Genomic DNA, 24107 nt, shown 5'->3' on the forward strand with positions numbered 1-24107 from the left:
TTGCGAGATCACGTTCGATCCCTACTTTGCTGACGAGCTCGTGGGATTAACCGGGCGATAGTCCTCCCCTGCTACCGCTCTCAAGTAAGCAGCGTCAGCCTCCAGACGAAGATCGCGCCATTCCTGCCAGCAGATAATCCCTCGACGATCCATCTCATCGGCCTGGCGAAGCAATTCGTCATGATATTCGTCTGGCGAATCCATTCGGAAGGCCCTGCTTTTCAGCACGCGGTACCAGTCTGCCAGACAGTTGAGCTTCAGCAATTGGGCGGCAGAGAGGTTTTTCTCGAACGTTCGCATCAGGAGGCCTCACACGCTGATGGAGGGTTGAGTCACGAAGATTCCAGAGGTTCAGTAAAGCGGTGTCAGCGGCGTCGATGTGTCCAGAAGGTCGCCCCGTTATGGTTCCGCTCACGGATGGGTATGGACGGCACTGACTCAAGTTGGAGTGAATTTCTTGAACGCTGGCGATGTCGTAGTGATGGCGCGCTGCTACGTCTTGCTGGAAGAAAGCAAGCAGACCTGGATGTCCCTCCCTTCCTGCAGCCGCATGTCCGAGTACCCATATGAAAGAGCTGCTTTCCGCTGCGAAGATAATTCGCCCAACTGTTCTCATCGTTGAGGACGAACCCATGATTCGAGAGCTTTTGACCCTGTACCTGGAAGAATGGGGGGCCATGGTGACAGCGGTGGCGACTGCCGATGACGGCAATGAGGCGTTGAGGAAGCAAAATTGGACGCTGCTGATAACGGATGTGCAAACGCCTGGTTCACTCAATGGGGTCGATCTTGCCTGGATGGCAAGCCAGCAAAAACCTCAGACGCGCATCATTGTCATGAGCGGATACTACGAATTTGCAGGGAGAGTGTTGCCGCCAGGTGCCCGGTTCCTTCCTAAGCCGTGGCCAATAACCCAGCTCCAGGAACTGCTCTGCGCTCAGCTTAACCACGCCAGCGGAGGCTGAAAATTCGGCGTCTGCAGACGGGATGCGAGCTTGATCCTTCCCAAACGTTCGCGAACAAAGCTTAAGGACGCCACACACGCCTGCACCAGTTCTTTCGCGCAACCCGTCGGCCTCGGCAAGAACCCACGGAGTAAACACCCCACGCCCCGACGTCCGAGTTGAACACAGACTTTCCTGTGTGACGACATGAGGTGAAAGATCATGGCTAACAACCAAACCAATCGTGGCCATCAAGGTGGTACTGCTCAGAACAATCCTGGCAATTTTGCCAATGATCGCGAGAAAGCGTCGGAGGCAGGTCGCAAAGGCGGGCAGAGTTCAGGCGGCAATTTTGCCAACGACCGTGAGCGCGCCTCAGAGGCAGGCCGTAAAGGCGGTCAAAACAGCCACGGCGGCGGGCGCGGTAGCGAAAACCGGTAACTTGAAATGAGCTTGGCCGGGGTGCCTGGCACTCTGGCCACTTTTTGAGAAAATGAAAGCGGTCTTAAGGAGACAGCGAAATGGGCAACAAGGGTTTGCTTCTCGCTCGAAGACGACCACCAACAAGCACCAGCGCCAATGACGCTGCCGCTAGCAATAGGCTCACCCCTAGCATCTGGCTAGTGAGGTTATGAAACCCTGAAACCGCAGCGCCGATTATGGCTAACATTCCTGAAAGCCCAGCGTAGCCTACCGCAGTCATCAGCCATCCCCAGTTACGCATCCCCTACTCCTCCAATGATGATTCCAGGTCTCGAATCAGCCTGATTACGACTATACGCATTTGGCTAAGTGCCATCGGTGTGTGCAGGCGCGCCTAGAGTTTGAAGCGTACATGGATACAACTTTTACTATCCTGCCGATCAACCACCACTGCCGCGCTACCGTAGCCGGAATAGCTTTTGACCAATCGCATGCCAAGCCCCGTACCTGTCGGCTTAGGATAATTATCAGGAAAGCCGTCGCCCTCATCCCTGACGGTGAGCTGAGCATGATCGCCGGCATGCTTGACGATCACTTCTATGGATCCTTTGCCGTACTTAAGGGAGTTGGTGATCAACTCGGAGATCACTAACCCCAAGGGAGCCATTCTTTCAGGTGGCAGGACGAAGTCGTCAGCCTCCAACAGAATTTGCCGGTCGGCCAAAGCCTTGCCCAGATCACCCAACAGGGCACTTAGGTAATCGCGAGCGCGTACTTCTTGGTCTTCGGCGGCCTGGTATAGTCTCTCGTGAACACTGGCAATGGTCACCACTCGCCCTGCGGCAGTTTCGAGCTGCAACTTAACAGCCGCATCTGGCGTGAGATTGGCTTGAAGTAACAGCAGGGTGTTTACAAGGTGGAGGCTATTTTTGACGCGATGATGGATTTCTTCGAGATAAAGGTCGCTTCGATTTTGCCTGCTGTTCTGCGCCTCAATGAGAGAGAGCAGCTGAGCTTCGTACTGGTGCCGTTCAGTGATATCCCGTGATACCGCTATGATCCGTTCGACCTGACCATCCGTGCCCATGATTGGCGCCACAGTCACGTCCCACCATTTGGGTTCATCGGGAGCGATTGGGCAGTACGATTCGAACCTCATGGTTTCGCCAGCGCTAACTTTAGCTACCGCCTCCCAAACAAGTGATCGCGACTCCTCAGGCCACAAGTCATACCATCGCTGACCTTTAACACTGGTCAGTTGGGTATCCAGGAATTTCAGCCCGGCTTCATTCATGAACTCGATCTCGCCGCTCGGGGCCAGGATATCCACCCAGTCAGGGCTTGCGTTCAGAATGGTCTCGGAATAAGGGTCGGGAACTGGAACATCCACGCCTGCAGATATTCTTTCGACAGCCATGGAAATGACGTTCGAGATGCCTTCCAGAAATACCAGATCGCTCTCTACGAAATCGTCCCCGTTGCTGCTGTCGGCTTCCAGTACACCAAACGGGCTGAGCACACCCCGGATCGGGACATTGATGGCCCGCTCGATTCCATATTTTTTGAGCAGTTCCGGCGTTCGAAAGCGATTTTCCATACCCAAATGATTTGAGAGTACGGGCCTATAGGTGGCCAATGCATAGCCTGCGGGACTAGCCACATCGCCGCCCACGGTTGCCCGCCCGATGTCAGAAGCATCCCAGCCAACGCCATGGGTCAGAACAAACCCTTCCCCGTCCTCTGCTGGCTGGAGCACCTTGGAAAAACGAGTGCACATTCCTTCAGCGACTACTTCACATGCACGGGTCAGCAACAGATCCAAGTCCGCAGCCTTCAGGGACATTACGCCAAACTCGACCACGAGCTCATGTTGGCGGTGCAAGCGCGTATGAGTCTTTTTCAAGGCCGCTCGGATTGTTTCGTCCACTGGTAGCTGCTGCATAGTCTTCCCTTCCGGATTAACGGGAAACGCCCAGAATCCTTTCAGGGCGTACAGGCGGTTCGCTTACCGCTTTCCTACCATAGCCGCTAATCCATGACGGCGCCTAGCGCACCACTCATCGCCCAGTAGCAACGGCGTAGAGGCCCAGAGCCCTAATGCATATGACCCGCGAGCAAACCCTACATGCCGAAAACCATCCTCATTGTGGAAGACGACGACCTCCTAAGAGACCTAACTGCCGAGAGCCTCTCGTCACTCTACGCCGTTGCTATGACGTGCTGCGCAAATGCTGACGAGGCGTTGCATTACCTTTGCAATAAGGAAGTCCCTAGCTTGGTGATGACCGATATCCATATGCCTGGAAGCATGGACGGTTTAGGCCTTGCACACGAGATTTGGCGTCGATGGCCTACCCTGCCAGTGATTCTGACTTCGGGCGACGCAATAATCGACACCGGTTTGCTGCCTGCTCGGACAGCATTTCTCCCCAAACCTTGGGAGATTTCTGATCTCGCCTCGCTGATCAACAAATTAGTAACGCTCCCGCCGCAAGTTGAAGCCTGATCCAAAGAACACTGCCTATCCCTTCCATGCTTCGTATTTGGCTAGCAGCGGTTGAACGCTCAACCCATGCAGCAGAATGCTCAACGCCACCACGGACAGCACCAGGTTGATGCTTTGCGCGGCCAAGGTGGGAAGCAGCCCATGATTGAGGGCATAGAACAGGTAGTAGAAGCTGCCGATACCTCGGATGCCAAACCACCCTAAAAGTCCACGCTGGCGGATATCCAGCATTCCTCGAGCCGGGAACAGCAGGATGCTGATGGGGCGAATGACAAAAAACAAAGCACCGGCAACAAGCACTGCCCGCCAGTCCCAATGCTCAATGAGCACTACCCCGAGCAGGGTCACCAGAAATACTTCCATTGCCCGTTCGATCAGGTTACCGAACGCCAACATGTCACCCAACATGATCCCCGCTGCTACCTGCGAGTCGTCGAGCCCTTTCAGATCGCCTTTGACTGCTAGCTCCGGCGCCACGTGCTGGTGACCTACCACAGGCTGTACCAAATGTTCAGCAGCCGGCGCTTCAGGGCTATTGGCGGTCTGCACCTCCGCCTGACGTAAACCAAGTCCCGCAGCGAACACCGCGAGGAACCCATAAGCCTGTATCGACTCGGCGCTCACGTATGCCAACGCAATCAGGGCAAGGGCCAGATAGTCATTGGGCGAGACGGTGCTGTCGTCGTTGCGCAGACGCAAGAACAGCGTGAGCTTGCCCAGGCCGCGCCCCATCCAGTAGCCAAGCACTAGACCTGCGGTTACTGCCCACAGCATGTCCTTGAGCAACCAGTCACTGAACCAAGTCTGGCCATTGTCCTGTTGCAGGAACAGTCCAAGCATGACGAAGGGAAACGCCACGCCGTCGTTGAGCCCTGCCTCACCCGACAAGCTGAAACGGACAAGATCATCGTCTTGGGCATCAACCACCTGCACCAGAGTTGCGAGAACAGGGTCAGTGGGTGCGAGGATCGCCCCGATCAGTAGCGAGACACCCCACCCCAGGTTCAGGCCGTAATGCAGCACCAGCGTTACCCCACCGATGCAGATCAACATCACCGGCCCCGCTAGAAAAAAGGCGCTGCACCAACGGTGGTTGTGCAAGGGCACGCGCAATTTCAAGCCACTGAAGAACAGCGAAAACAACACGGCGACCTCTGTGAGGTGCTCCATCCACCCGCTCGACTTGCTCAAGTCCAGTTGAAGAAAACCCAGCCCCGATGTACCCAGCCCGATACCCAAGGCAAGGCACACCACAGACGAGGTCACAGGGATCCAGCGCAGGTAGGAGGATGAGAGTGCGAGCAGCAGCAAGACTGCGCCCAGCATGGCGAACCAGACGATGAAGGTCATCTGCGCAGAAGCCTTGGGAAAGTTTTCGAGTATTTTTTTGACTTTCCGTCACGCCACGTCGTTCCGCTGCGCTTAGTGGGTTCACCCAATACCTGAGGTAAATGTAAAAAAAGATTTCAGCCCTTCACTGCGGTCAAACCCTATAGATCGCAGTGGAGATTACGTCATGAAATTCGCCCAGTTCTGCCAATGGCTCGCCAACCACGCCGGTAAGCCGAGCACCTTTTTGATCGCCGTGGTGTTGATCGCCATGTGGGCTGCCTCTGGGCCCTGGTTTCACTACAACGATACCTGGCAACTTATCGTCAACACGTCGACCACCATCATCACATTCCTGATGGTTTTCCTGATTCAGAACACCCAGAACCGGGATAACGACATCATCCACGTGAAGCTCGACGAGCTGATTCGCGCTACGAAATCTGCGGAGCAGTCGGTATTGGATCTCGAAGCGCTCGATAACCGGGAAATCCATAAACTTCGCAAGGAATATCAGGCGATGGGCAGCGAATGTGATCCCCACCATCAGGCGCCTGCTGAGCATCAGACGGACGATGTGGCTCGGGATAACCTACAGCGCTAGAGACCTTGTTGGTGGCCCAGCAGAAGAGTTGAAGGTACGTCTGCAGGGGGAAGCGCTTGGTCAATAGCTTGAGCGAGTTCCTCTATCGACCACGGCTTGAAGAGGTAGGTAACAGGTGGTGTGACCTGAGAAGCATCCAGCTGATAGCCCGAGGTCAGAATGGCGGGTAGCCCAGGCCACCTTTCGTGTGCCATGGAGATGAATTCCATACCTTTGATGCTTCCCGGAACACCGTGATCGACAACGATCAACGAGCAGTCGCTCTTGAGTCCCATCAAGTGAATCAAAGCATCTTCTGAGTTATCGAACGCATCGCAGGTGGCGCCCAACTCGATCAGGATTTCCACCAGAAGGGCTTGAAGCGTTGGATCATCCTCTACGACAACTACTGTCTTCCCTGACAGCGACAAACCCTCAATGTCGAGCTTCATCACCCTCTCCAGTACGTAATCCAATGGTCGAGTGTTTCACTCTTCCGGACATGCGTCGATGGGGGCTAAAGGCCACCAAACTCAATGGCCTTACAACTTCGTCAAATGGGACAAGCCTTCACGCATGAAAATCTCCACGGTCTTTGGGCCTACGCCCTCTAAACTCAGTAGCCAGCGCTTAAATCCCTCAGCATCTGACCCCTCCTGCAGTGCCTCAAGTTGGGCAACCAGTTCCACTTCTACCTTGTTGCCAAGATCATGCAGTCGTCGGGCAGTGGATTCATCGTAGCGCGCATAGCCGGCCTGGCCGAGGAGTTTGACCAGCGTGGAATGAGAAGTCTGGGCAAGCTTAATCGGCGTATCCAGGCCCTGCTGATCGACAAGCGTCCGGTACGCCTGCACTGCTACGGTGGCGCGGATGCGCTTCCCCATGAGAAAGCTGGCCAACAACCATCTGAACACGCCAAGGGCATCCGTGACCTCAATGCCGAGGTCACAGGCAGTTATAGTCTTCAACCTTTGCTACGGCGCGGGTCAGCTGAACGTGGATAGGTGCGTTCCTCCTCGAGAGTGCCGTCCGCTTTGTGGATCTTCACGGACGCCGTCTTACCCTCGAAGACATCTGCAAGGACACTGACAAGCTCCTGCTTCGTGGCGGCTCGTTTTGAGGCTCGCTCAGCACCGACTTTCTTCAATTCCCAGCCATCCGAAGTCGGGCTGAGGTGATAACTATCCATCAGCTGGTTCTCCTCTCTAAAGGGATTGGCCATCGTCCTGAAGGTCTTCTTCAGCCTCAGCCGCATCCGTGGCATCAGCGTCATTCAGTGGCGGCGACGTGGGCTTTTCCGGATCGTTAATGAAAGGCACGTCGCTTGGGCCTTTTTCTTCAGAGCCTTCGGTTTTAGGCTGCATGGCAACACCTCCAGGCACGTTGATGGAATACCGGTCTCAGGCCCCTTAGGTAGCACCTGAGAATTTGCCGACATCGATAGGTTGCGGAACGAATTCGGGGCCCTCTCCAGCCAGCCTCCACTTCACCTTGGCAATGCCATACCGCTCAGCCATCGGGCGACTGACCAGTTTGATGTTCTGCTGACTGAAACGCGGAATGATGCCCACGCCGGCATCACAGCCGGCCCAGTGCCATGCGGCGCCGTTGTCCATTTTCTCCAGACGGATAATGAATGTCCGAGGCTCACTGTGAAGCTCGTACTCAATTACATAGAGTTGCTGTCCGATCACCAGAATTCCCTCCCTAGTCATGCGTTATTGAGCAAACCAAGGAAGAAATAATTCCATCGAAATGGCAGGTGGTAAGCCACTGCGCATAGTCGACGCGCCGGGGCTATGTGTCCTGACTACCTGTAAGAAATTCGAACAAGGTCTCAGCGCAGGCCGTAATCCCCTCCAGAAGCACCATTTCGAAGCCATGGGTATTCTCGGTGGGTATCGCAATGCAACCAGCCCGGGCATCGATCCCGGCGCTCATCACCGCGCTTGCATCGGATGCAAAATCGACGAGCAATGCCGACTGGGGCTTAAAACCGGCCTTTAGGCCAGCGGCGATTAGGCCCTGCACCACGGTGCGGCTGTAGTATCCCTTCTGGTCGCCGGTATTGATGATCGGATTGGCCGAAAGCTCCGTGCCATATTCCTCAAGTACAGGGCCGACCTCGACAGCGATTGTGGTGTCGCCGGGCAGCCGGGAAGCTGCGTACATGGCGCCGGCATTCGACTCTTCCTCCAGCGTCGTAAGCACGAACCAAACGTCTTGCTTCAGTTTCTCTCGCCGTTCACTCAGTAGCTTCGCACAGAGAATGACAGCGCTCAGCGGAGCTCGGTCGTCGAGGAAGTGAGCGGCAATACAGTCATGTACCTTGAAGGGCTTACGCCAGTGCTGACTCAGCACGACTCGAGTACCAGGCCGAACGCCAAGCTTCTGGAGCTCTGACTTGCTCTTGCGCGTGACGATATAGACATCTTTCCACTGAACATTTCCTGCCAACACGTCTCTTCCATTCGAAGTACGACCGCTGTTGTGCATTGAACCGTAGGACAAAACACCCGGCAGGATGTGTTCATCGCCCAGGATATCGACAGGGCACACGCCGAAGCTTATCGGTTGCGCCCCCCCTAGAGCGAGCACCTCCAGGGTGCCGTTCTCCAGCACATTTTTGACGATCATCGCGATCTCATCGAGATGGGCCATAACGCGTATGGCTGCCTCTGGGCTACCAGCGCGGCCCCCACGAATTACCCCCACCACATTGCCAGCAGGGTCGATGTGCGTGTCATCACAGAATAGGCGCAGCTCGCGCAGACAAATGGCCCGTACTTCATCTTCTTGTCCGCCCGGCCCTCGGGCGTTGAGGAGCTCGGTCAGTAATGCCTCAGTCTTCAAAATGTTACCCCCATGTTCGCACGCAGACGTGTTCAGGCCAGCTGGATGTACACCGAGTAGCTACCCAGTAACACCCAGAACACCAGAAAGATCCACGGCGTCCGTAGCGAGAACAGCAATGATTTTCGATGCCCTGCACGCGAGGTTTCCGCCTCACAGAACAGCGGCGACTCGTCGTAAGCCAACCCCATCAACGGCTCGCTGCGCAGTAGGTGGCTCTGTTTGAGCTGCCAGTGATCGATGATGTTGTAGGCCGCCCGAATGCCAGGCCAGGCGTTGAGCGAGCTCAGTACCCCGAGCAAGGCGAGGAAAGCGGGCACGATCAGGGTGAACATCTCGCCCCATCCTTGATTGAGGTTCCCCATGGAGGAAACGAAGGCGATGACCAGGAATGACTGAGCCGCCAGGTAGGCATCCGTGCGGTTGGCCAGGATGCTGGTTTCGTACTGGATCTCACGCCGGTAAAAATCCAGACGCTCCTTAGGAGAGCCAAACATCCTGGCATTGTGCTCGCTGATCTCGTGCTCAGGGGTCGTTGGGGTAATGATTCGAGGCACTCGCTACTCCGGGTATTGGGCTCCGAGCGAAGAGATGAGACTGGAGCTGAGTCCGGTAGAACAGGCGATGGGGCATGGAATTCAATTGGATTGATATCCCGCACCGCTCGTCGTACCAACCGCAGATTGAAACCAACACGAGGAGGCAGGGCCTTTCGAACCGGTATGAACGTTCTCAACTGCAGGAGCTTCTACCATGCGAGACTTCCCTACCCCGCCCTTCCCTTCGCAGCCTCAAAATGTCCCTGGCTCACAGCGCAAGATGGAGCCCTACCCGGATTGTGGTGAGCAGTCGTATACCGGCCACAATCGCCTCGAAGGCAAGGTTGCACTCATCACCGGAGCAGACAGCGGCATCGGGCGGGCAGTGGCGATTGCCTATGCCCGTGAAGGCGCCGACGTCGCCATCGCTTATCTGAATGAGCATGAAGACGCGAAAGAAACCGCGCGCTGGGTTGAGTCCGCAGGCCGTCAATGCCTGCTGTTGCCCGGAGACCTGGCGCAGAAACAGCACTGCTACGACATCGTCGAAAAGACCGTTAGCCAGTTCGGGCGTATCGACATCCTGGTCAACAACGCGGCGTTCCAGATGTCCCACGAAACCCTGGAGGAAATCGACGATGACGAATGGGTGAAGACTTTCGATACCAACATCACCGCCATCTTCCGTATTTGCCAGGCGGCCCTGCCTTCCATGCCCAAGGGCAGTTCGATTATCAATACGAGCTCGGTCAATTCCGACGATCCATCCCCCAGCCTGCTGGCTTATGCCACGACCAAGGGGGCCATTGCCAACTTCACTGCTGGCCTGGCTCAGTTGCTAGGCAAGAAAGGTATTCGGGTCAACAGCGTTGCGCCAGGGCCTATCTGGACGCCTCTAATTCCTTCCACCATGCCAGAGGAAGCGGTTACACACTTTGGTTCCAAAACACCATTGGGTCGTCCCGGACAACCGGTGGAGGTCGCTCCGATCTACGTGCTGCTGGGCTCCGACGAAGCCAGTTACATCAGTGGCTCACGTTACGCAGTGACTGGCGGCAAACCGATCCTCTAGTGAAAAGAGGCTCGCCGTGCTGGCGAGCCTGACTCTCTTTTTGCGTGGCAGTTTCAGCGTTTGTGCTGATCGTGATCACGGGCCGTTTTTTGCGCTGTCGAGTCATGTGATGTGCCGGTGGATCCATCCGGACGATGAGCATCGTTATCTCGCTCCTCTTCCCCATGCGGCCTTGTCTGCGCACCTTCTTTTTGGCTGACGCTCACTTTCTTCATGTTGCTCTCCTCCCATTGCCTTTGAACAAGGGAAGCCAATCTACGGGGCAAAGTTCAGGTCAGTGACACTTCAGGAGATGGGCGGGCAACACGGGCGATGAACCAATTACCCCAGGCTCGCGTCCACCGCAAAACAAGCGAGTCGATTCTGGAATGGAAAACGACCCTGTACTGGCCGCCCTCGGCTATCTCAAAAACAACAAACTGATTTTGAGCACAGCAGAATCGTGCACTGCAGGCTGCCTTGTGGCGTTGTTGGCGGCGGTACCGGGTACCGGAGAGGTGCTGGAAAGCGGCTATGTCGTCTACTCACCCAGCGCCAAGAAGCGGCTGCTGGGGGTCAGTGCCGAAACCATCGAACGATACGGCCTGACCAGCGAAGCAGTAGCTTGGGAAATGGCCTTGGGCGCCTTGAGGGACAGCGATGCGAATGTGGTGATCGCCACCACCGGTATAGCCGGGCCGGCGCCCGAATCCGGGATACCACCGGGGACGATGTGCTTTGCGTGGGCCTTCGCCGGCGAGCCAATTGCCGTTTTCACGCGCACTCAACGCTTCTTCGGCGAGCGGCCTGAAGTCATGCGCCAAGGTGCCCTGTTCGGGTTGACCCGGCTTTCCCACTATCACCAGCGCTGGCTACGCGGTGAGCGCGCCTGAGGGGGTGATCATGTCGGAAGATGAACTGCTATCCAGGCGTCATCCTGTTCAAGAAGACATGCCGATGCAGCAGCGTGTTTGGCGCTTCGAGCGCGTGGGGTGGTACGTGCTCGTGGCCATCGTATTGCTTGCCTTGGCAGGCCTGTTCGGTAATGGCCCATTGAGCGATGCGGAGGTGGTGAGCCCGAATGGACGGGTACGGGTTGAGTACCAGCGCCTCAGCCGAAGCGGCACGACAGACAGCCTTTTCATCACCGTTCAGGGTATCCCTGGTCAGCCGGTGGAGGTGCAACTCGAGGGATCATTGCTCCGTGACGCCAGTATCGAGACGTTGCAACCGGAGCCACAACAGTCGATGTCGCATGGCCAGGCCATGCTGTTCCAATTGGGTACTAAGCAAGATGGGGTCGCCACCTTGTACTTGACCCTTCGAAGTGAGCACGTAGGCACTCTAGAGGGCAGCGTCAGGGCTGGCCCTGAAAGCGCCGTTCACTTCTCCACATTCCTTTACCCCTAGGAGTGCGTCATGGATTCGATCCTCCGCGCAGCCGGGATGTACGTCGCACTTATGCTGCTGTTTCGCGTAGCCGGACGGCGCTCACTGGCCGACCTGACGACCTTTGACTTCGTCTTGTTGCTGATCATTGGGGAAGCCACCCAGCAGGCACTTCTGGGCGAGGATTTTTCATTCACCAATGCCATGCTGGTAATTGCCACGCTGATCGTTTTGGACGTCGGCCTTTCACTCGCGAAGCTCAACTCCAAGCCCTTGGCCAGGTTTCTGGATGGGCACGCTACCCTGGTTGTTGAAAATGGGCGCTTCCTGCATCACCGCATGCGTCGCGCACGACTCACGGAGGACGATATCCTTGAGTCAGCGCGGGACAGCCAAGGCATCGAGAACATTGAGCAGGTAAAGTTCGCTATCGTCGAACGCAATGGAAAGATTTCGATCATTCCTGCCGAATAAGGCACGGAGCTCCACCTCTCAGGCCTTTTAGAGTGCAAATATCGCCTGGCTATGGTCGATGGTAGGGATGGGCATCAGTTCGCGCCGGGATACCAGCCAGGCCCGCATCCGCTCGGTATCAAAAATCTGACCCTCTTCCATCATCACCAGAATGAGCGCTTGGGACATTCGGTAACAGCCGCATTTAGAACAGCGTCGCTCTTCCCATCCACCGGTGCATTCGACGGACTCAGCTTGCCCAGCGCAAATCAGACAACTCATGTAAGCCCCCTTTTGTTCTTGTTCCTTGCAGGGTAATGCGAGGGCACAAAGCTCCCTTGTGTCCCGCTTTACATGAGATATTCATGCCAATCCTAAATTCCCTCTATTTGCGCAACGCTCACATAAGACGAACCAGACGCCAGATAGCCATGTCGGAATCAGAACACATGATCTCGAAGGCACACCGATGGAAAGAGAACCGGTAGAAGCTCAACAGGGTGCACCTGAGCGAGATGAGGGTGGCTGGTTGCCCCTGGAGCAGTATGGTGCACTCGGGGATGGGCGTTCCGTGGCACTGATTGGTCTGGACGGTTCCATCGACTGGTGGTGTGTGCCGCACATGGATTCACCTCCCCTGTTCGACAAGCTGCTGGCTCCGCAAACAGGAGGCTACTTTTCCATTACCCCCAACGAGCCGTTCGTTGCTGAGCGGCGCTACCTGCCAGGCAGCAACGTCCTCGAGACACTCTTCATCACCCACGAGGGTCGTGCGCGGCTGACCGAGTCCTTGAACAGTGGCCCCGCTGGGCGTTTACCTTGGGCCGAACTTGCCAGGCGCCTCGAATGTGTCGAGGGTACGGTCGATTTCGAGTTAGCCATCGACTTCGGAACCCAAGCCGACACGGTAAGCCCCTACGTGGCGCCGAATGACAATGCCTGCGTTTTTCATGCGGGCCGAATACTCGGCATGTTCCTGCACGACCATCAGGTGCACATCGAACGCAAGGATGACATGGGCGTGCGTGCTGTCCTTAGCCTTGCAGCAGGACAACGCTCAGTGGTCGCAATCATCGCAGGACGAGATGAGCCCCTGGTCGTACCCCCATTGGCCTTGATCGATGAACGCATCGACGGCTCGCACTGTGAGTGGTGCCAATGGTCGAAGGGGCTGGTCTACGACGGCCCGTACCAAAACCATGTAGTCCGTAATGCGCTGGCCCTCAAGCTTCTGTTGTCCTCTCCAAGTGGCTCGATCATGGCGGCAGCGACCTCATCCCTTCCCGAGCGGATTGGTGGCAGCAAAAACTACGATTACCGCTTCGCCTGGATACGCGACGCCAGCTACACCATCGAAGCGTTTCTGGGCATCGGCGCACAGCCGGAAGCCAAGGCTGCCTTCACCTGGTTGCTGCGCCGCCTGAGTGAACATGGGCCACGGGTGTTTTATACCTTGGACGGGGCCATTGGTGATTGCGTGCGCCAGGTTGATCTCCCTGGTTACAAAAACTCGCCTCCAGTCGTTGGCAACGACGCGCGCGACCAGCTGCAGCATGGCGTGTTCGGCGACATTTTCGAAACCGCCCGTTGCTTCATCGACAGCGGCAACATTCTTGATTCCCCGAGCGCCATGCTCCTCTCAGGCCTTGCCGACCAGTGCGCCGACTGTTGGCGTCAGCAGGACGCCGGTATCTGGGAGTTGCCGGAAAAGCAGCACTACACGATGTCCAAGATCAGTTGCTGGCAAGCCTTGAGCCGGGCCATCGAACTGGCAGATGGCGGCCACCTTCCCACCACCTGCCGGGAACGCTGGGATCGCGAGCGCCAGCGCATCCAGGCATGGATCGAGGCGCACTGCTGGAGCGAGGAGCGCCAAGCCTACCTGTTCTATCCAGACAGCGACCGGCTGGACGCCTCACTGGCACTGGCGGTCAGGTTCGGTTACCCCAGCAAACAACGTATGCGCAGCACACTGCAAGCCATTGACCATGATCTGGGGGCGGGCGCTTTCCATTATCGCTACACCGATGCACAGGAAGAGGAAGGTTGCTTCCTGGCCTGCACATTCTGGTTGATCGAAGCCTGGGCAATCCTCGGCCAGCAAGAACATGCCGTAGCCGCCTATGCAGATGCTTTGCAAGGGCTATCACACGGGGTAGGCATCTACTCGGAGATGATCGATCCGCAGACTGGACAATATCTGGGCAACCTTCCTCAGGGCTTGACTCACCTGGCAGCCCTCAAAGCCGCAATGGCTATTGGAGGTTGCCATCCTGAACGATGACGCCAGCCATCATCTGCGTTGAACCGTCTCGCTTAGCGGCTACTCAACCAGAGGCAAGTTCTTACATCCAATCCGTGATGAGGTAACGCCATGAACGCTATCGACTTACTGATTCAAGACCACAAGTTGGTAAAGAAGCTGCTCGAAGAGCTGTCGACCACCACCGAGCGAGCAGTGAAAAAACGGGCCGATCTACTCCACAGGATCGAGCAGGAGCTGCAGATTCACACCGCGCTCGAAGAAGAAATTCTATATCCGGCCATCAAGGAAGCGGGTGGCAAGGAAGAAGCGAAAATGTACTACGAGGCCAAGGAAGAACACCGGACTGTTGACTCCCTCGTCCTACCCGACCTGCTGCATACCGAAACCGGCACCGTCGAATTCGCCGGGAGAGTCAAGGTCATGAAAGAGCTGTTGGAGCATCACATCGAGGAAGAAGAAGGCGAGCTCTTCCCCACCGCGAAGAAGCTGCTCAGCAAGGATACCCTCGAGGAGCTTGGGCAAACCATGGAAATGCAGAAAAAGATGCTCAAGGGCGAGCGCCGAGCCGCTTAGTGGAGCCATCACCTGCCAGCTCTCTGGAAGCTGGCAGGTGATTAGCTTCAGATACCCATCATCATTTGGAAGGTTTCATGGAATATTGGATTGGGTTACTTGAATGGCCTGCCATGGTGATGACCGTGCTGGCAGCCTGGTGCATCGGTTCGCGCCGTCCGGGTAGAAGAAAGATTGGATTCTGCTGTTTCATCGCAAGCAACGTGCTGTGGGCTGTGTGGGGCTGGCAAGCACAAGCCTGGGCTCTGATCATCCTACAGTTCTGCCTCTGCGCGATGAATCTGCGAGGGTGGCGGAAGAACACGCAACTGGAAATTGCCGGGTGATAACGCTCTGACAAGCCGGTGAAGGGTTGCTTTTAAAACATGCAGGTTGCCCTTCTCACCAAGCTTCCGTCCCTGGAAGCAGTGAGAGCGGATCACGCAGCAGGCTTGAGCACCACTTTCGTCCAGCCATCATCCCGCGCATCGAAGTGCTTGTAGGCATCTGGGCCTTCGGCCAATTTCAAACGATGGGAAATGATATGCGAGGGCTTGGCGCGCCCATGATGGATAAGCTCTGCCAGGCGGCGATTGTAGGCCTTTACATTCGCCTGACCTGTCCGGATCTGTTGGCCCTTGAACCAGAACGCACCGAAGTCGAAGGCCATCTTGCCCTCCTTCGCCAGTTCGTTTTTCGCTCCAGGATCTTCTGGCACAAACACCCCAACCACGCCGATGCCGCCAGTGGCCTTGGTTGAAGCGACCAAGTTGTTCATGGTGAGGTAGTTCGCTTCATGGCCATGCTTGTCGCAGCACTGGTAACCGACGCACTCACAGCCCCGGTCGGTGCCTTTGCCGTGGGTAAGGTTCATGATCTCTTCCACTGCTCTTTGCTCGACTGCGTTGATGGGAGTTGCCCCAAGCTGCGCGGCAAGCTGTAGGCGATCCGGCTGGTTGTCGATGACGAAAACCTGGGACGCGCCTTTGATGATTGCCGAATGCGCCGCCATCAGGCCAACAGGCCCTGCGCCGTAAATCGCAATGCTCTCACCAGGAAGCAGTCCGGCCAGCTCAGTTGCATGCCAACCAGTAGGGAAAATATCCGAGAGCATGACGTAGTCATCTTCTCGTTCCTGGGCGTCCTCAGGCAGCACCAGGCAGTTGAAATCCGCATACGGAACGCGGAGCAGTTCCGCCTGACCGCCTTGGTAGGGCCCCATCTCAGCAAAGCCGTAAGCGGCGCCGGCAGAACCGGGATTGGCTGTCAGGCAGAATCCCGTGAGCCCTTTTTCGCAGTTCTCACAGAACCCGCAGCCGATGTTGAATGGCAGGCAGACGCGATCACCAATTTTGACCCGGTCGACTCCGGCGCCCACCTCAATCACTTCGCCGAGGTTTTCATGGCCAAAAACTCGACCTGTCTCGAAAGACGTGCGGCCTTCGTACATGTGCAGGTCAGAACCGCAGATGTTGGTCGTGGTGATACGCACCAGTACGTCGGTGGGCTTCTCGATTTTTGCGTCAGAAACATCCTTGACCGCGACGTCACGTGGGCCGTTGTACACGATGGCTTTCATGTTGAACTCCCAAAGTCAGGGGCGACGGAAAAGCGCCCTACTCTGTTCAGGTGAATCCAACGTCAGTACGTTCATCGTGTTGATTGTAGAGGCAGACCGGTGGCGCTAAATGCTGTCGCTCCCACCGGAACAGGGATCGCGTGAGCTATGAGGTTGGAAGCGAGACTCTGAATACAGTGCCAGATTGCACACTGGATTTGACATCGATGGAGCCACCATCATCTATAGCATTGCTGATAGTAAATGTCCGCGCTAGATCTCATACGTTATATTGCTCAAGGTCTCGATGAGGCCTAGACGGCATTCTTATCTAAAGAAGGACGCGAATTTCCCTGGCTTCGTTTGGCATGAAACTCCCTTACCTCATCCCACGTCATTTTGATCGCGATGCTCAATGCAGACGACTCGTCTATTACATAGACTTCCCCCTCTGGGTCACTGATCGGCGACACCAGCCGGAAAGGCTCCTGCAAACGACCGCTACCGATCATCCCATTCTGGCTGAAAATGACAGCGGGACAATGATCCCCTCCTTCGTACAGAGCTTTCACACCAGCCTTCAACCACTCCCAATCCACTTTCCCAGGATGCGGAGGCCTGGTGGTGTGAAAAACGACAGGGATGATTGAATCCAACCCTCCTACGATCTCATCAGGAAACCCTGACACAAGCACTTCATCATCAATAGTTCTCAAAACTTCGGTAACAGCGGCCCCACTCGCCAAGTCCATACCCGGAATGAGATGCGGCTCTAGGAACGCCATAAATCGAAGGTATCTTTGAGAATGCAACGTCTGTCCTTGACTTCCCTCAGCTTTAGCTAACACGGCAACGAGTAGGCTTCGAATGAGCTTGGCTGCTTCGTTTGGTTCGATGTGACTAATGCTCCCCTCCTCCCGCAATTTAAAAAGAGATGAATTGCAATAGCCAAGATCAAAACAAGCCTGATGAAATGGGTGGCGTTGGCTGACTAGGTCTTCGCTGACCCACTGAGCCAGATTCTGCACGGACTCAAACCGCTTCGAGGGTTCGTTGGACAGGTGGGGCATTGGCGTGACGACTTCTTCAGTGATGTCGTACATCTGCTTCATCTCGATGGCGTATCGGAGTGCTTCAAGTTGTGCCCACTCAACCATTGGCTCTATCTTGGCGGCATGTTCTTTATCGGGTGACGCATTGAACGCAGCGACCGCTAATTCTCCGAGGACACGACCAGCGAGGAAGGCATCGCTGCACTTAATCACACCTCCTGAGAATGGCACTCCAAGCGAGAGGTTCGCCACCAAGGTCATTCCAACCGCAGGATCTGTCCAGTCCAGCTGACTCCTCCCTACGAATGGCATGTAGTTCTGTCTGACTGCCGAGTTGCAAACAAAGGCCCGAGCATGCTGCCCCAAGCTCCCCCAGAAATCGAATCTCGTAGGCACAACCCTATGACGGTATTGTCGAGTCTTGAGATGCCACTGGAAATCGCCGCAAAACTCCGGATCGAAATGCTCTTCCAACAAAGGAAACGCAGCTTTCGCAATGTCATAAACAGTGGTGGGCGTCTGCCCTAGAAGGTCACCTCTACGGTTGTGAATGAACGCTCCAGCTTCGGATTCTCGTTGAGGTAGACCATGGTCTCTACACCACGCATACATCGTATAGGGATCGATGGCGGTAAGCGTAATGCACCACCTACCCCTCCCAAATCCGTGGACGTCACGCCAAAGCATCATAAATCCGTGTGATCCAGCCCGATCCCCTGCCCTAGCGATCACATCCATAGCTGAAAGAACAACTCTAGGGGGCCAACGCTCATCGTCCTCAACGAAGCCCCTACGATCATTCAAGGAGAGCTCATCTCCTAATTGATCTATGCCTTTGTAAGCAAGGTAAAGGTCAATTGACGTCAGCGCTTCGGGGGGAAGGTTCGTACTACCCGTCAGGTGCCAGGCTTCCGGCAAGTGCGCAACCAGGCCAAATCCAGACTCATTGCTGGTGAGTCGAAGTGCCAGGCACTGCTTTCCTGACCAAGCATTCATGCTACCTACAGCGTGAACCAGAAGAGTTGACCAATCTGAGGCGACAACTACGAAGCACACATCGAAATGCCCCAAGAATGGCAACATGTTTCGAAGCTCTTGCTCATATCCCGCAAGTTCTGTGACAGTCTGACGCTCTGTTTCGCTCGCACGCTTCACTTCAAAAACCACAAGAGTTTTGGTCTCTGAATTGAAACAAAGGATGTCTGGGCGTAGCACTTCACCAGTAGTAAGAGAAATGCTTTTATTAATCGATATTATTTCCAATAGGCTAAGCCTACCAAGCACATGCCTAGCCGCTTCAGCGGAGGTTCGTCGCGAGATGTAGTCGATACTAAAGGCTGGCAAGAAGCACTCTTCACTACCTAGATCTGCCAGCGACAGGACAGCCTCCTGACCCTGGATCGTATCCAAGAGCTCCTCTTGCTCTATAAGTTGCTGCAACCACGTTACCACTTCGGATTCGGGAGGGAGTTTCTGCGCTGACATGACTGTCCTTGACTTGACGAATACAAACGGTCAAAAATCTTTCCTCAACTCGAAGAGACTAGCCCACTCTAGGCAAGAAGCGAAGGGCTTTATGAATATCTTCGGGCCTGAAGCCAACAATTTGGCGTCATTTTTTACACCCAGCCGCACCATTGACATGCATAGCCGAAAGTTACTACAAGGTAGTGGCGCGACTCTACGCGCATTAAAAACCCTACGAAAGGAACTCGCAATGGCAGACGTAGCTGTGACATGCGTTACAAAACCTAACGTGAACAGTGCTCACGAGCGCATCACCCACTTGGGTAATCCAACTGCGGGTTGGAAATGGACAAGGGAACAGGTGATTCAAAGCATCGATGCTAAATCGAATACTTTTTATGTCCAAGACCCGGCTAGTGGGAAGAAGGCTTACATCGGCGTAGTTAGGGAAAACGGCAAGGCTGCTTATCTGCGAACTTATGCTGATGGGCAATGGAACAACAACCTGCTCTCCTTGAACCAATGCCCCTTGGGCTAATTCTACATAAATTAGCTACCAGGCTGGGCTCTACATTGATGAGTAGAAACTTCATTCATGCGGAGCCCGACTAGCTGCATTGCTACCAGCAGCAAGTCTATGCGAGACCATGCTGGAACTCAGAGATCCGGCAAGCGGAGCGCGCAGACGGGAGGATGAAAGCTCGACAGGGCCAAAACCCGCCTTGGGCGGGATTTGGTTCACGCCAGCCGTCCGCGAAGCGGCCCGCTCATTGGTTATCGGTGAAGCTTACTGAACCTCTCCACCACCCGAGCTGGCGCAATCGACTGCCATGTATCGAGCACAGTGGTTTTGTAAAACAAATACACTCCTGTACCGGCAAAGAAAGCGCCAACCGCTAACCCTGTGATCGATGCCAACCAAGTAGCGAGAGTTCCTTGGCCGGAAATAGACATACGACCACCACTGAACAAGAAATCTACCAAATATGCGAAACCTATGAAGCTCGCCACAAAAGCTATTGCAGCCATAATCGCTGCTGTTATTAATATATTAATCTGAACCTTATAACGCATACTTGGCACCGACAACAGCCTACCGCTCGCAGTCCGAACAGCATAGACAACTGCGATATTCTTGATTTTATTCTTCGAATTCTGCACAAGCGCGTAAAACTCGACCTGACTACCCTGCTCAAGCTCCTCATAGATAGCCAATGGAATTTTAAAGTTCGGGATGACCACTCCATCCACTCGCATAATCACCTGAACGACGTCAGAAAAATGCTCGAAAACTCGGATCTCCTCCAAGCATCCCGATATTTTGAGGTAATCGAACTTAGTCACTTACAGCTCCTTGCTTAACTGCCTATATTGCAGGCACAGGGATACCTAGGGCATGAACCAGCCATACCCTTGGCTCATTTCTAAAATTGATTCCCGCGATTAGGTGTTAGAGTACCGATTACCCAACAGGCGCCGGAATTCGTTGAAGCTACGCCGCCCACCATCGCGTTGGAATGTAGCTATCGCGTATCGGGAGTGGATCGTGGTAATGACCCAAAACCTCCCCTCCTTGGCTGCAGCGAGGATGTCGGAGGTTTGAATAAGGTGGCCATCCGCGTATCGCCCATGCGGGCCCTTCCTGGTATGCCCGTACACGACGCCAACCGCACTGTTCCTACTGATGTGGACATTTACAAGAACCGCCGTGACCTCTTCTTCGAAGCCCTGCCCGACCGCTCGAGCAATCCGAAGCAGGTCGAAATCGGAATAGCGTTTGACATAAAAATCGACTTCTACTTCGCTGTTCTCAGTCATGTTTGATCTCCGCCATTACCTGCAACTGATGTCGAATTCGAGGTACGACTGCGATACAGCTCTTTCAGCCCAGTCAGAGAATCGACTTTGAGGCCTGGTTCATGTGTGTCGATGTAAACCTCACCACCCTCAACCTCCAGGATCGAGACCGGCACTTCATCCATGCTGAGGCCCATGGAGAGAGACCTCAGCTTTTGCATCCTCCAGCCATCGCCTTTGTTCATCCATGCGGGTGTGACGGCTTGGACTTCCCGAACAACCAGGCTCTCATCTTGAGCCAACAGCAACTCAACGAGCCGGGCCTCATCGTTGAGCATCTCCTCATAATTCCTGAATTGGCCTTCATGGAGACGCTGAACGCTCACGTGGTACCAGTGGGTAGCAAGCGCTCGGGAAACGCCGTGCCAATGCATGAGTCCATCGCCAAACATGCCTGGGATGCCGGCCATGTCAGCTTGGTGGGAACGGAACATATCTTGATCTCTGAAACAGTCGAGTCGTCACAAGCGGGGCCGCGACACCTAGAAGATTGAGAAGATGCCTTGCAGCGAAGATGACTTGCGTTGTCCTGGCCCTTTGAGCACGTAGACGGTGTTTCTAGTCTCGAAGAGGTAGCCTTCATTGAAGGTTCTAGCGATTGTCGACCGCACCCAATCGCCAGGCTCGAAACGGCGCTGTTCGTCATGCACGACCTTGTGGGCAAACAAGAACATGGGCTGACATCCAGCCGCAGCCACCTTGGCCTGCTCATCTTCCGTGAGGATGGCGTCCAAGATCACCCAATCCTCTACCACGCAAAGAGGCATCCGCTTGTAATGTTCTCGAGCAGCGAGGAGCACATTTTCGAGGGATAGTTCAGAGCCGACCAGGTCAACGCCTCCCTCCCCAAGTGGCCCGTCGCTGAGTGGGCTATCCATCAAGCACATCCCCGCATTTCATTTTTCATAAATTGCAGGCCCAGAGGCCTGACCGCCATGATGAGGAATATATTCGTTTGTTTGGCGATAGGCAAACGCGGCATACATCTTGGTTTTTGGGGATTTGTAATGTCGCTCCGCCAATCCTTTGCGGCAGTGCTCCAAATGCTGCGCCAAAGCAAAGGCAACACGCAGCGCTCCATGGCATCCAGCCTGGATCAAACGACCATCAGCAAGGTGGAGAGCGGTAGGCATTCTGTGACCTTGGATGTAGGCCAAAAATTGGCTGCTGCGCTTGATCTTGAACTCACCGCGCTGATTGCTCTGGCCGTTTCTCGCGACAGCAATCGCACGCCTCGGGAAATACTTCTCACCTCGCTGGCCCAGCTCGAAGCCCTCGAATTGGCGGATACCAACCAGCCCTCAGCGCCTGGCAGCAAACTTCCGCTCAATGTTGTGTCGGCACGAGAGAAATGGCAGGCCGTACAAGAACTAAAAGATCAAGGCCTCACTCAATCCGAAGCTCGAAAAAAACTAGACCTGCCTGAGTCCACCGTCCGGCGTCTGTGGCATCTAAAACGCGAAAGTTAGGCCTACCGGGGGCCGGCTGCCGATAGAGCAAGAGACAAATCGTAGAAACCGCCGAATCAACCGCATCGTCAACAGGCATAGAGGAACTGACAAATTGAGCTTCGACTGGAGACGGGATGGGCGGCATGGTTGCGCCCTTCACAAATTCTCAGATGCAGTGACGTGATCGCCAACACGCAATTGGCCTCAAGCGGATGGGGCAGCCGGCAGCTTGCGTCCATACCTTTGGAAGACGCAAAGATGCTACTCACAACGCTGAAAAGACCACAGAGATGGTGGCCCAGGCTACTGAACCTAGAGTGTAAACAGAGGTGGTAAAAACGGGGGCGTTTTTACATTTTTTTAGGAATTTGTAATGAGATGCGGGGCGCGACCCTCTTCACCCCCAATGAAACTGGGGGTTCGAGGGTGACAGAGCGGTTTTTACACACCCGTTTACAATGCTCTTGATGGAGACCAGGCGTTTATCTTGCTGCTGCTCCACGCGGGGCGCTCCAACTTGCATCAGTTACAAAGCCGAGGATTGTACCCCAGCTCAACGTTTGGCGCGCACCTCGTCGACGCCGCGGTTGGCCAACTGGTCAGCGCGCTCGTTGCCGGGGTGGCCGATGTGCCCGCGCACCCACTTCCAGGTGACCTTGTGGCGGTTGACCTGCTCATCGAGCTGCTGCCACAGGTCGGCATTCTTCACTGGCTCTTTCGCGGCCGTCTTCCAGCCGCGTTTCTTCCAGTTGACCATCCACTCGTTGATGCCCTTCATCACGTATTGCGAGTCGGTGGTCAACACCACCTCGCATTCGCGCTTGAGCGCCATCAAGCCCTGGATCGCGGCCATCAGTTCCATGCGGTTGTTGGTGGTTTCGCGCTCGCCGCCCCACAGCTCCTTTTCGACGCCCTTGTAGATCAACAGGACGCCCCAGCCACCAGGGCCAGGATTGCCCTTGCAGGCACCATCGGTATACAACTCGACGCTATCGCTCATGTACCACTCATGTTCAGTGCTTTTCGGTATCCGGGCTGACCGCGGTGCGGTTGACCTTGGCCAGGGGCAACGGCAGCAGCTTGCCCATCGGCTCGCGGCGCTCCTGGCGCAGCGGCCTCAGGCCGACCACCATCTTGCGCGCTACCAGCAGGTAAACCCCGCCACCGGAGCTCTGCCAACCGCCCGCCACCCGTTCCCAGCCCGCCAGGCGTTGTTGCCAAGCCGGTGAGGCAAGCGGCGGACGATAACACCCGAAGCGGCGTTTCTCCAGCGCGAAGCCCAGCAGGTTGAGCCAGTCACCCACCCGTGACGGCGAGATGCAGCGGGCCTTGCGCAGCGCGCCATGGCTGAAGAAGTGGCGTATGCCCCAGCTGCTCCAGGGGTTGATGCCGACGATCAGCAGATGCCCACCGGGGCGTACGGCACTGGCGGCCTCGCGCAGCAAACCATGGGGCGACAGGCAGAAGTCCAGGCCGTGTTGCAGCACCACCACGTCGGCGGCGTGCTCGCTCAAGGGCCAGGCCTGCTCTTCGCAGACGATCTCCACCCCCGGCAACGGCGCGCCCAGGCGCACGTTGCGCTGTACCTGAGGGGCGCTGGGCGGTGCCTCGGCGCAGGGGCCATAATGCACCAGGTAACCACCGAAGAAGCGCCCGAGCTCCTCCTCCAGCAATTTTTCCTCTTCTTTGAGCATCAGCTGGCCGAGCGGGCCGTGGAACCAGTCACGGGCCAGGCTGATCAGCTCGACCCAGGCCGGGTCGGCCTGGGCAAAGGGTTGGTCGGTCATTTGCGCTCTCCCTCGAAGGTTCTCGCACCGCGCCATCGCGGCTAAGA

Annotated in this window: 33 protein-coding genes; 13 read left to right on the forward strand and 20 right to left on the reverse strand. The window is 55.7% G+C overall.

The genetic code is table 11. The annotated features are described in order from the left end of the window. Positions 1–21: 21 nt before the first annotated feature. Positions 22–300, reverse strand: a complete 279-nt coding sequence (locus tag OSW16_RS18095; RefSeq protein ID WP_004573953.1) for a hypothetical protein — start codon at positions 298–300, stop codon at positions 22–24. A gap of 266 nt (positions 301–566) precedes the next feature. On the opposite strand from OSW16_RS18095, the gene OSW16_RS18100 reads away from it, so the two are divergent. Both OSW16_RS18100 and OSW16_RS18105 read left to right on the forward strand, forming a co-directional pair. Next, on the forward strand, positions 567–965 hold the full coding sequence (locus tag OSW16_RS18100) for a response regulator (RefSeq protein WP_267817343.1): 399 nt from the start codon (positions 567–569) through the stop codon (positions 963–965). 201 nt (positions 966–1166) lie between these two features. Further along, positions 1167–1385 carry a general stress protein gene (locus tag OSW16_RS18105; RefSeq protein WP_004573951.1) on the forward strand — a complete coding sequence of 73 codons (219 nt, stop codon included), beginning with the start codon at positions 1167–1169 and terminating at the stop codon, positions 1383–1385. 376 nt (positions 1386–1761) lie between these two features. On the opposite strand, the gene OSW16_RS18110 is transcribed toward OSW16_RS18105, so the two are convergent. Then, complete coding sequence (locus OSW16_RS18110) at positions 1762–3309, reverse strand: sensor histidine kinase (protein WP_004573950.1); 1548 nt, start codon at positions 3307–3309, stop codon at positions 1762–1764. Between the two features lie 183 nt (positions 3310–3492). Here OSW16_RS18110 and OSW16_RS18115 point away from each other — a divergent pair, with 183 nt between their 5' ends. After that, positions 3493–3873 (forward strand): response regulator, encoded by a 381-nt coding sequence (locus OSW16_RS18115; RefSeq protein ID WP_104886476.1) that lies wholly within the window; start codon positions 3493–3495, stop codon positions 3871–3873. Between the two features lie 15 nt (positions 3874–3888). Here the strand turns inward: OSW16_RS18115 and OSW16_RS18120 are convergent, their stop codons facing one another. After that, positions 3889–5223, reverse strand: coding sequence for a cation:proton antiporter (locus tag OSW16_RS18120; RefSeq protein WP_267817344.1), 1335 nt, complete (start codon positions 5221–5223; stop codon positions 3889–3891). A gap of 166 nt (positions 5224–5389) precedes the next feature. On the opposite strand from OSW16_RS18120, the gene OSW16_RS18125 reads away from it, so the two are divergent. Then, positions 5390–5806 (forward strand): low affinity iron permease family protein, encoded by a 417-nt coding sequence (locus OSW16_RS18125; RefSeq protein ID WP_114942202.1) that lies wholly within the window; start codon positions 5390–5392, stop codon positions 5804–5806. Here OSW16_RS18125 and OSW16_RS18130 read toward each other — a convergent pair. The 7 genes from OSW16_RS18130 to OSW16_RS18160 form a co-directional block, all read right to left on the reverse strand. Further along, positions 5803–6237 (reverse strand): response regulator, encoded by a 435-nt coding sequence (locus tag OSW16_RS18130; protein ID WP_004573946.1) that lies wholly within the window; start codon positions 6235–6237, stop codon positions 5803–5805. The two genes, OSW16_RS18125 and OSW16_RS18130, sit on opposite strands and share 4 nt — an antisense overlap. A gap of 90 nt (positions 6238–6327) precedes the next feature. After that, on the reverse strand, positions 6328–6753 hold the full coding sequence (locus OSW16_RS18135; protein ID WP_104886478.1) for a DNA methylase: 426 nt from the start codon (positions 6751–6753) through the stop codon (positions 6328–6330). Beyond that, positions 6750–6974 carry a DUF2188 domain-containing protein gene (locus tag OSW16_RS18140; RefSeq protein ID WP_104886479.1) on the reverse strand — a complete coding sequence of 75 codons (225 nt, stop codon included), beginning with the start codon at positions 6972–6974 and terminating at the stop codon, positions 6750–6752. The genes OSW16_RS18135 and OSW16_RS18140 overlap by 4 nt, the downstream gene beginning before the upstream one ends. A gap of 16 nt (positions 6975–6990) precedes the next feature. Then, positions 6991–7149, reverse strand: a complete 159-nt coding sequence (locus OSW16_RS18145; protein WP_177409988.1) for a hypothetical protein — start codon at positions 7147–7149, stop codon at positions 6991–6993. Between the two features lie 45 nt (positions 7150–7194). Further along, positions 7195–7479: a DUF6555 family protein gene (locus OSW16_RS18150; protein WP_267817345.1), complete on the reverse strand. Its 285-nt coding sequence runs from the start codon at positions 7477–7479 to the stop codon at positions 7195–7197. Positions 7480–7582: 103 nt separating this feature from the next. Next, positions 7583–8638 (reverse strand): peptidase M42, encoded by a 1056-nt coding sequence (locus OSW16_RS18155; RefSeq protein WP_016711381.1) that lies wholly within the window; start codon positions 8636–8638, stop codon positions 7583–7585. A gap of 32 nt (positions 8639–8670) precedes the next feature. After that, positions 8671–9195 (reverse strand): hypothetical protein, encoded by a 525-nt coding sequence (locus tag OSW16_RS18160; protein ID WP_016486361.1) that lies wholly within the window; start codon positions 9193–9195, stop codon positions 8671–8673. A 196-nt stretch (positions 9196–9391) separates the two neighbouring features. Between OSW16_RS18160 and OSW16_RS18165 the strand changes: the two genes are divergently transcribed. Further along, on the forward strand, positions 9392–10249 hold the full coding sequence (locus OSW16_RS18165; RefSeq protein ID WP_104886482.1) for an SDR family oxidoreductase: 858 nt from the start codon (positions 9392–9394) through the stop codon (positions 10247–10249). Between the two features lie 53 nt (positions 10250–10302). Here OSW16_RS18165 and OSW16_RS18170 read toward each other — a convergent pair whose 3' ends face one another. Next, on the reverse strand, positions 10303–10464 hold the full coding sequence (locus OSW16_RS18170) for a hypothetical protein (RefSeq protein WP_162998278.1): 162 nt from the start codon (positions 10462–10464) through the stop codon (positions 10303–10305). Positions 10465–10617: 153 nt separating this feature from the next. Here OSW16_RS18170 and OSW16_RS18175 point away from each other — a divergent pair, with 153 nt between their 5' ends. The 3 genes from OSW16_RS18175 to OSW16_RS18185 are packed head-to-tail and all read left to right on the forward strand — an operon-like array spanning position 10618 to position 12091. After that, on the forward strand, positions 10618–11121 hold the full coding sequence (locus tag OSW16_RS18175; RefSeq protein WP_104886483.1) for a CinA family protein: 504 nt from the start codon (positions 10618–10620) through the stop codon (positions 11119–11121). 10 nt (positions 11122–11131) lie between these two features. Then, positions 11132–11638, forward strand: a complete 507-nt coding sequence (locus tag OSW16_RS18180) for a hypothetical protein (protein WP_177409989.1) — start codon at positions 11132–11134, stop codon at positions 11636–11638. Between the two features lie 9 nt (positions 11639–11647). Beyond that, positions 11648–12091 (forward strand): DUF421 domain-containing protein, encoded by a 444-nt coding sequence (locus tag OSW16_RS18185; RefSeq protein WP_104886485.1) that lies wholly within the window; start codon positions 11648–11650, stop codon positions 12089–12091. Positions 12092–12118: 27 nt separating this feature from the next. Here OSW16_RS18185 and OSW16_RS18190 read toward each other — a convergent pair whose 3' ends face one another. Beyond that, on the reverse strand, positions 12119–12259 hold the full coding sequence (locus tag OSW16_RS18190; protein WP_016711387.1) for a hypothetical protein: 141 nt from the start codon (positions 12257–12259) through the stop codon (positions 12119–12121). A gap of 340 nt (positions 12260–12599) precedes the next feature. Here OSW16_RS18190 and OSW16_RS18195 point away from each other — a divergent pair, with 340 nt between their 5' ends. The 3 genes from OSW16_RS18195 to OSW16_RS18205 all read left to right on the forward strand — a co-directional run bounded on the left by OSW16_RS18195 (position 12600) and on the right by OSW16_RS18205 (position 15235). After that, positions 12600–14354 (forward strand): glycoside hydrolase family 15 protein, encoded by a 1755-nt coding sequence (locus OSW16_RS18195; protein ID WP_104887840.1) that lies wholly within the window; start codon positions 12600–12602, stop codon positions 14352–14354. A gap of 90 nt (positions 14355–14444) precedes the next feature. Continuing rightward, complete coding sequence (locus tag OSW16_RS18200; protein WP_104886486.1) at positions 14445–14909, forward strand: hemerythrin domain-containing protein; 465 nt, start codon at positions 14445–14447, stop codon at positions 14907–14909. A 77-nt stretch (positions 14910–14986) separates the two neighbouring features. Beyond that, positions 14987–15235, forward strand: a complete 249-nt coding sequence (locus OSW16_RS18205) for a hypothetical protein (RefSeq protein WP_016711391.1) — start codon at positions 14987–14989, stop codon at positions 15233–15235. A 92-nt stretch (positions 15236–15327) separates the two neighbouring features. Here the strand turns inward: OSW16_RS18205 and OSW16_RS18210 are convergent, their stop codons facing one another. Further along, positions 15328–16467, reverse strand: coding sequence for a glutathione-independent formaldehyde dehydrogenase (locus OSW16_RS18210; RefSeq protein ID WP_016711392.1), 1140 nt, complete (start codon positions 16465–16467; stop codon positions 15328–15330). A gap of 293 nt (positions 16468–16760) precedes the next feature. Beyond that, on the reverse strand, positions 16761–18983 hold the full coding sequence (locus OSW16_RS18215) for a hypothetical protein (protein WP_267817357.1): 2223 nt from the start codon (positions 18981–18983) through the stop codon (positions 16761–16763). Here OSW16_RS18215 and OSW16_RS18220 point away from each other — a divergent pair. After that, a complete protein-coding gene (locus OSW16_RS18220) occupies positions 18982–19503 on the forward strand; it encodes a DUF3892 domain-containing protein (RefSeq protein WP_218277905.1) in 522 nt (173 codons plus the stop codon). The two genes, OSW16_RS18215 and OSW16_RS18220, sit on opposite strands and share 2 nt — an antisense overlap. A 236-nt stretch (positions 19504–19739) precedes the next feature. Here the strand turns inward: OSW16_RS18220 and OSW16_RS18225 are convergent, their stop codons facing one another. The 4 genes from OSW16_RS18225 to OSW16_RS18240 all read right to left on the reverse strand — a co-directional run bounded on the left by OSW16_RS18225 (position 19740) and on the right by OSW16_RS18240 (position 21700). Beyond that, on the reverse strand, positions 19740–20309 hold the full coding sequence (locus OSW16_RS18225) for a hypothetical protein (protein WP_104886489.1): 570 nt from the start codon (positions 20307–20309) through the stop codon (positions 19740–19742). Between the two features lie 99 nt (positions 20310–20408). Continuing rightward, on the reverse strand, positions 20409–20783 hold the full coding sequence (locus OSW16_RS18230; RefSeq protein ID WP_267817360.1) for a hypothetical protein: 375 nt from the start codon (positions 20781–20783) through the stop codon (positions 20409–20411). Further along, positions 20780–21256 (reverse strand): hypothetical protein, encoded by a 477-nt coding sequence (locus tag OSW16_RS18235; protein WP_267817362.1) that lies wholly within the window; start codon positions 21254–21256, stop codon positions 20780–20782. Before OSW16_RS18235 ends, OSW16_RS18230 begins: the two co-directional genes overlap by 4 nt. A gap of 48 nt (positions 21257–21304) precedes the next feature. Continuing rightward, positions 21305–21700 (reverse strand): DUF6957 family protein, encoded by a 396-nt coding sequence (locus OSW16_RS18240; protein ID WP_267817364.1) that lies wholly within the window; start codon positions 21698–21700, stop codon positions 21305–21307. 129 nt (positions 21701–21829) lie between these two features. On the opposite strand from OSW16_RS18240, the gene OSW16_RS18245 reads away from it, so the two are divergent. Then, a complete protein-coding gene (locus OSW16_RS18245; protein ID WP_267817366.1) occupies positions 21830–22291 on the forward strand; it encodes a helix-turn-helix domain-containing protein in 462 nt (153 codons plus the stop codon). A gap of 535 nt (positions 22292–22826) precedes the next feature. On the opposite strand, the gene rnhA is transcribed toward OSW16_RS18245, so the two are convergent. Both rnhA and OSW16_RS18255 read right to left on the reverse strand, forming a co-directional pair. Further along, on the reverse strand, positions 22827–23273 hold the full coding sequence (gene rnhA, locus OSW16_RS18250) for a ribonuclease HI (protein ID WP_012315304.1): 447 nt from the start codon (positions 23271–23273) through the stop codon (positions 22827–22829). Positions 23274–23286: 13 nt separating this feature from the next. Beyond that, complete coding sequence (locus OSW16_RS18255) at positions 23287–24060, reverse strand: class I SAM-dependent methyltransferase (protein ID WP_241807012.1); 774 nt, start codon at positions 24058–24060, stop codon at positions 23287–23289. Positions 24061–24107 lie beyond the last annotated feature (47 nt).

Source organism: Pseudomonas putida (genome assembly GCF_026625125.1).
Lineage (GTDB): Bacteria > Pseudomonadota > Gammaproteobacteria > Pseudomonadales > Pseudomonadaceae > Aquipseudomonas > Aquipseudomonas putida_X.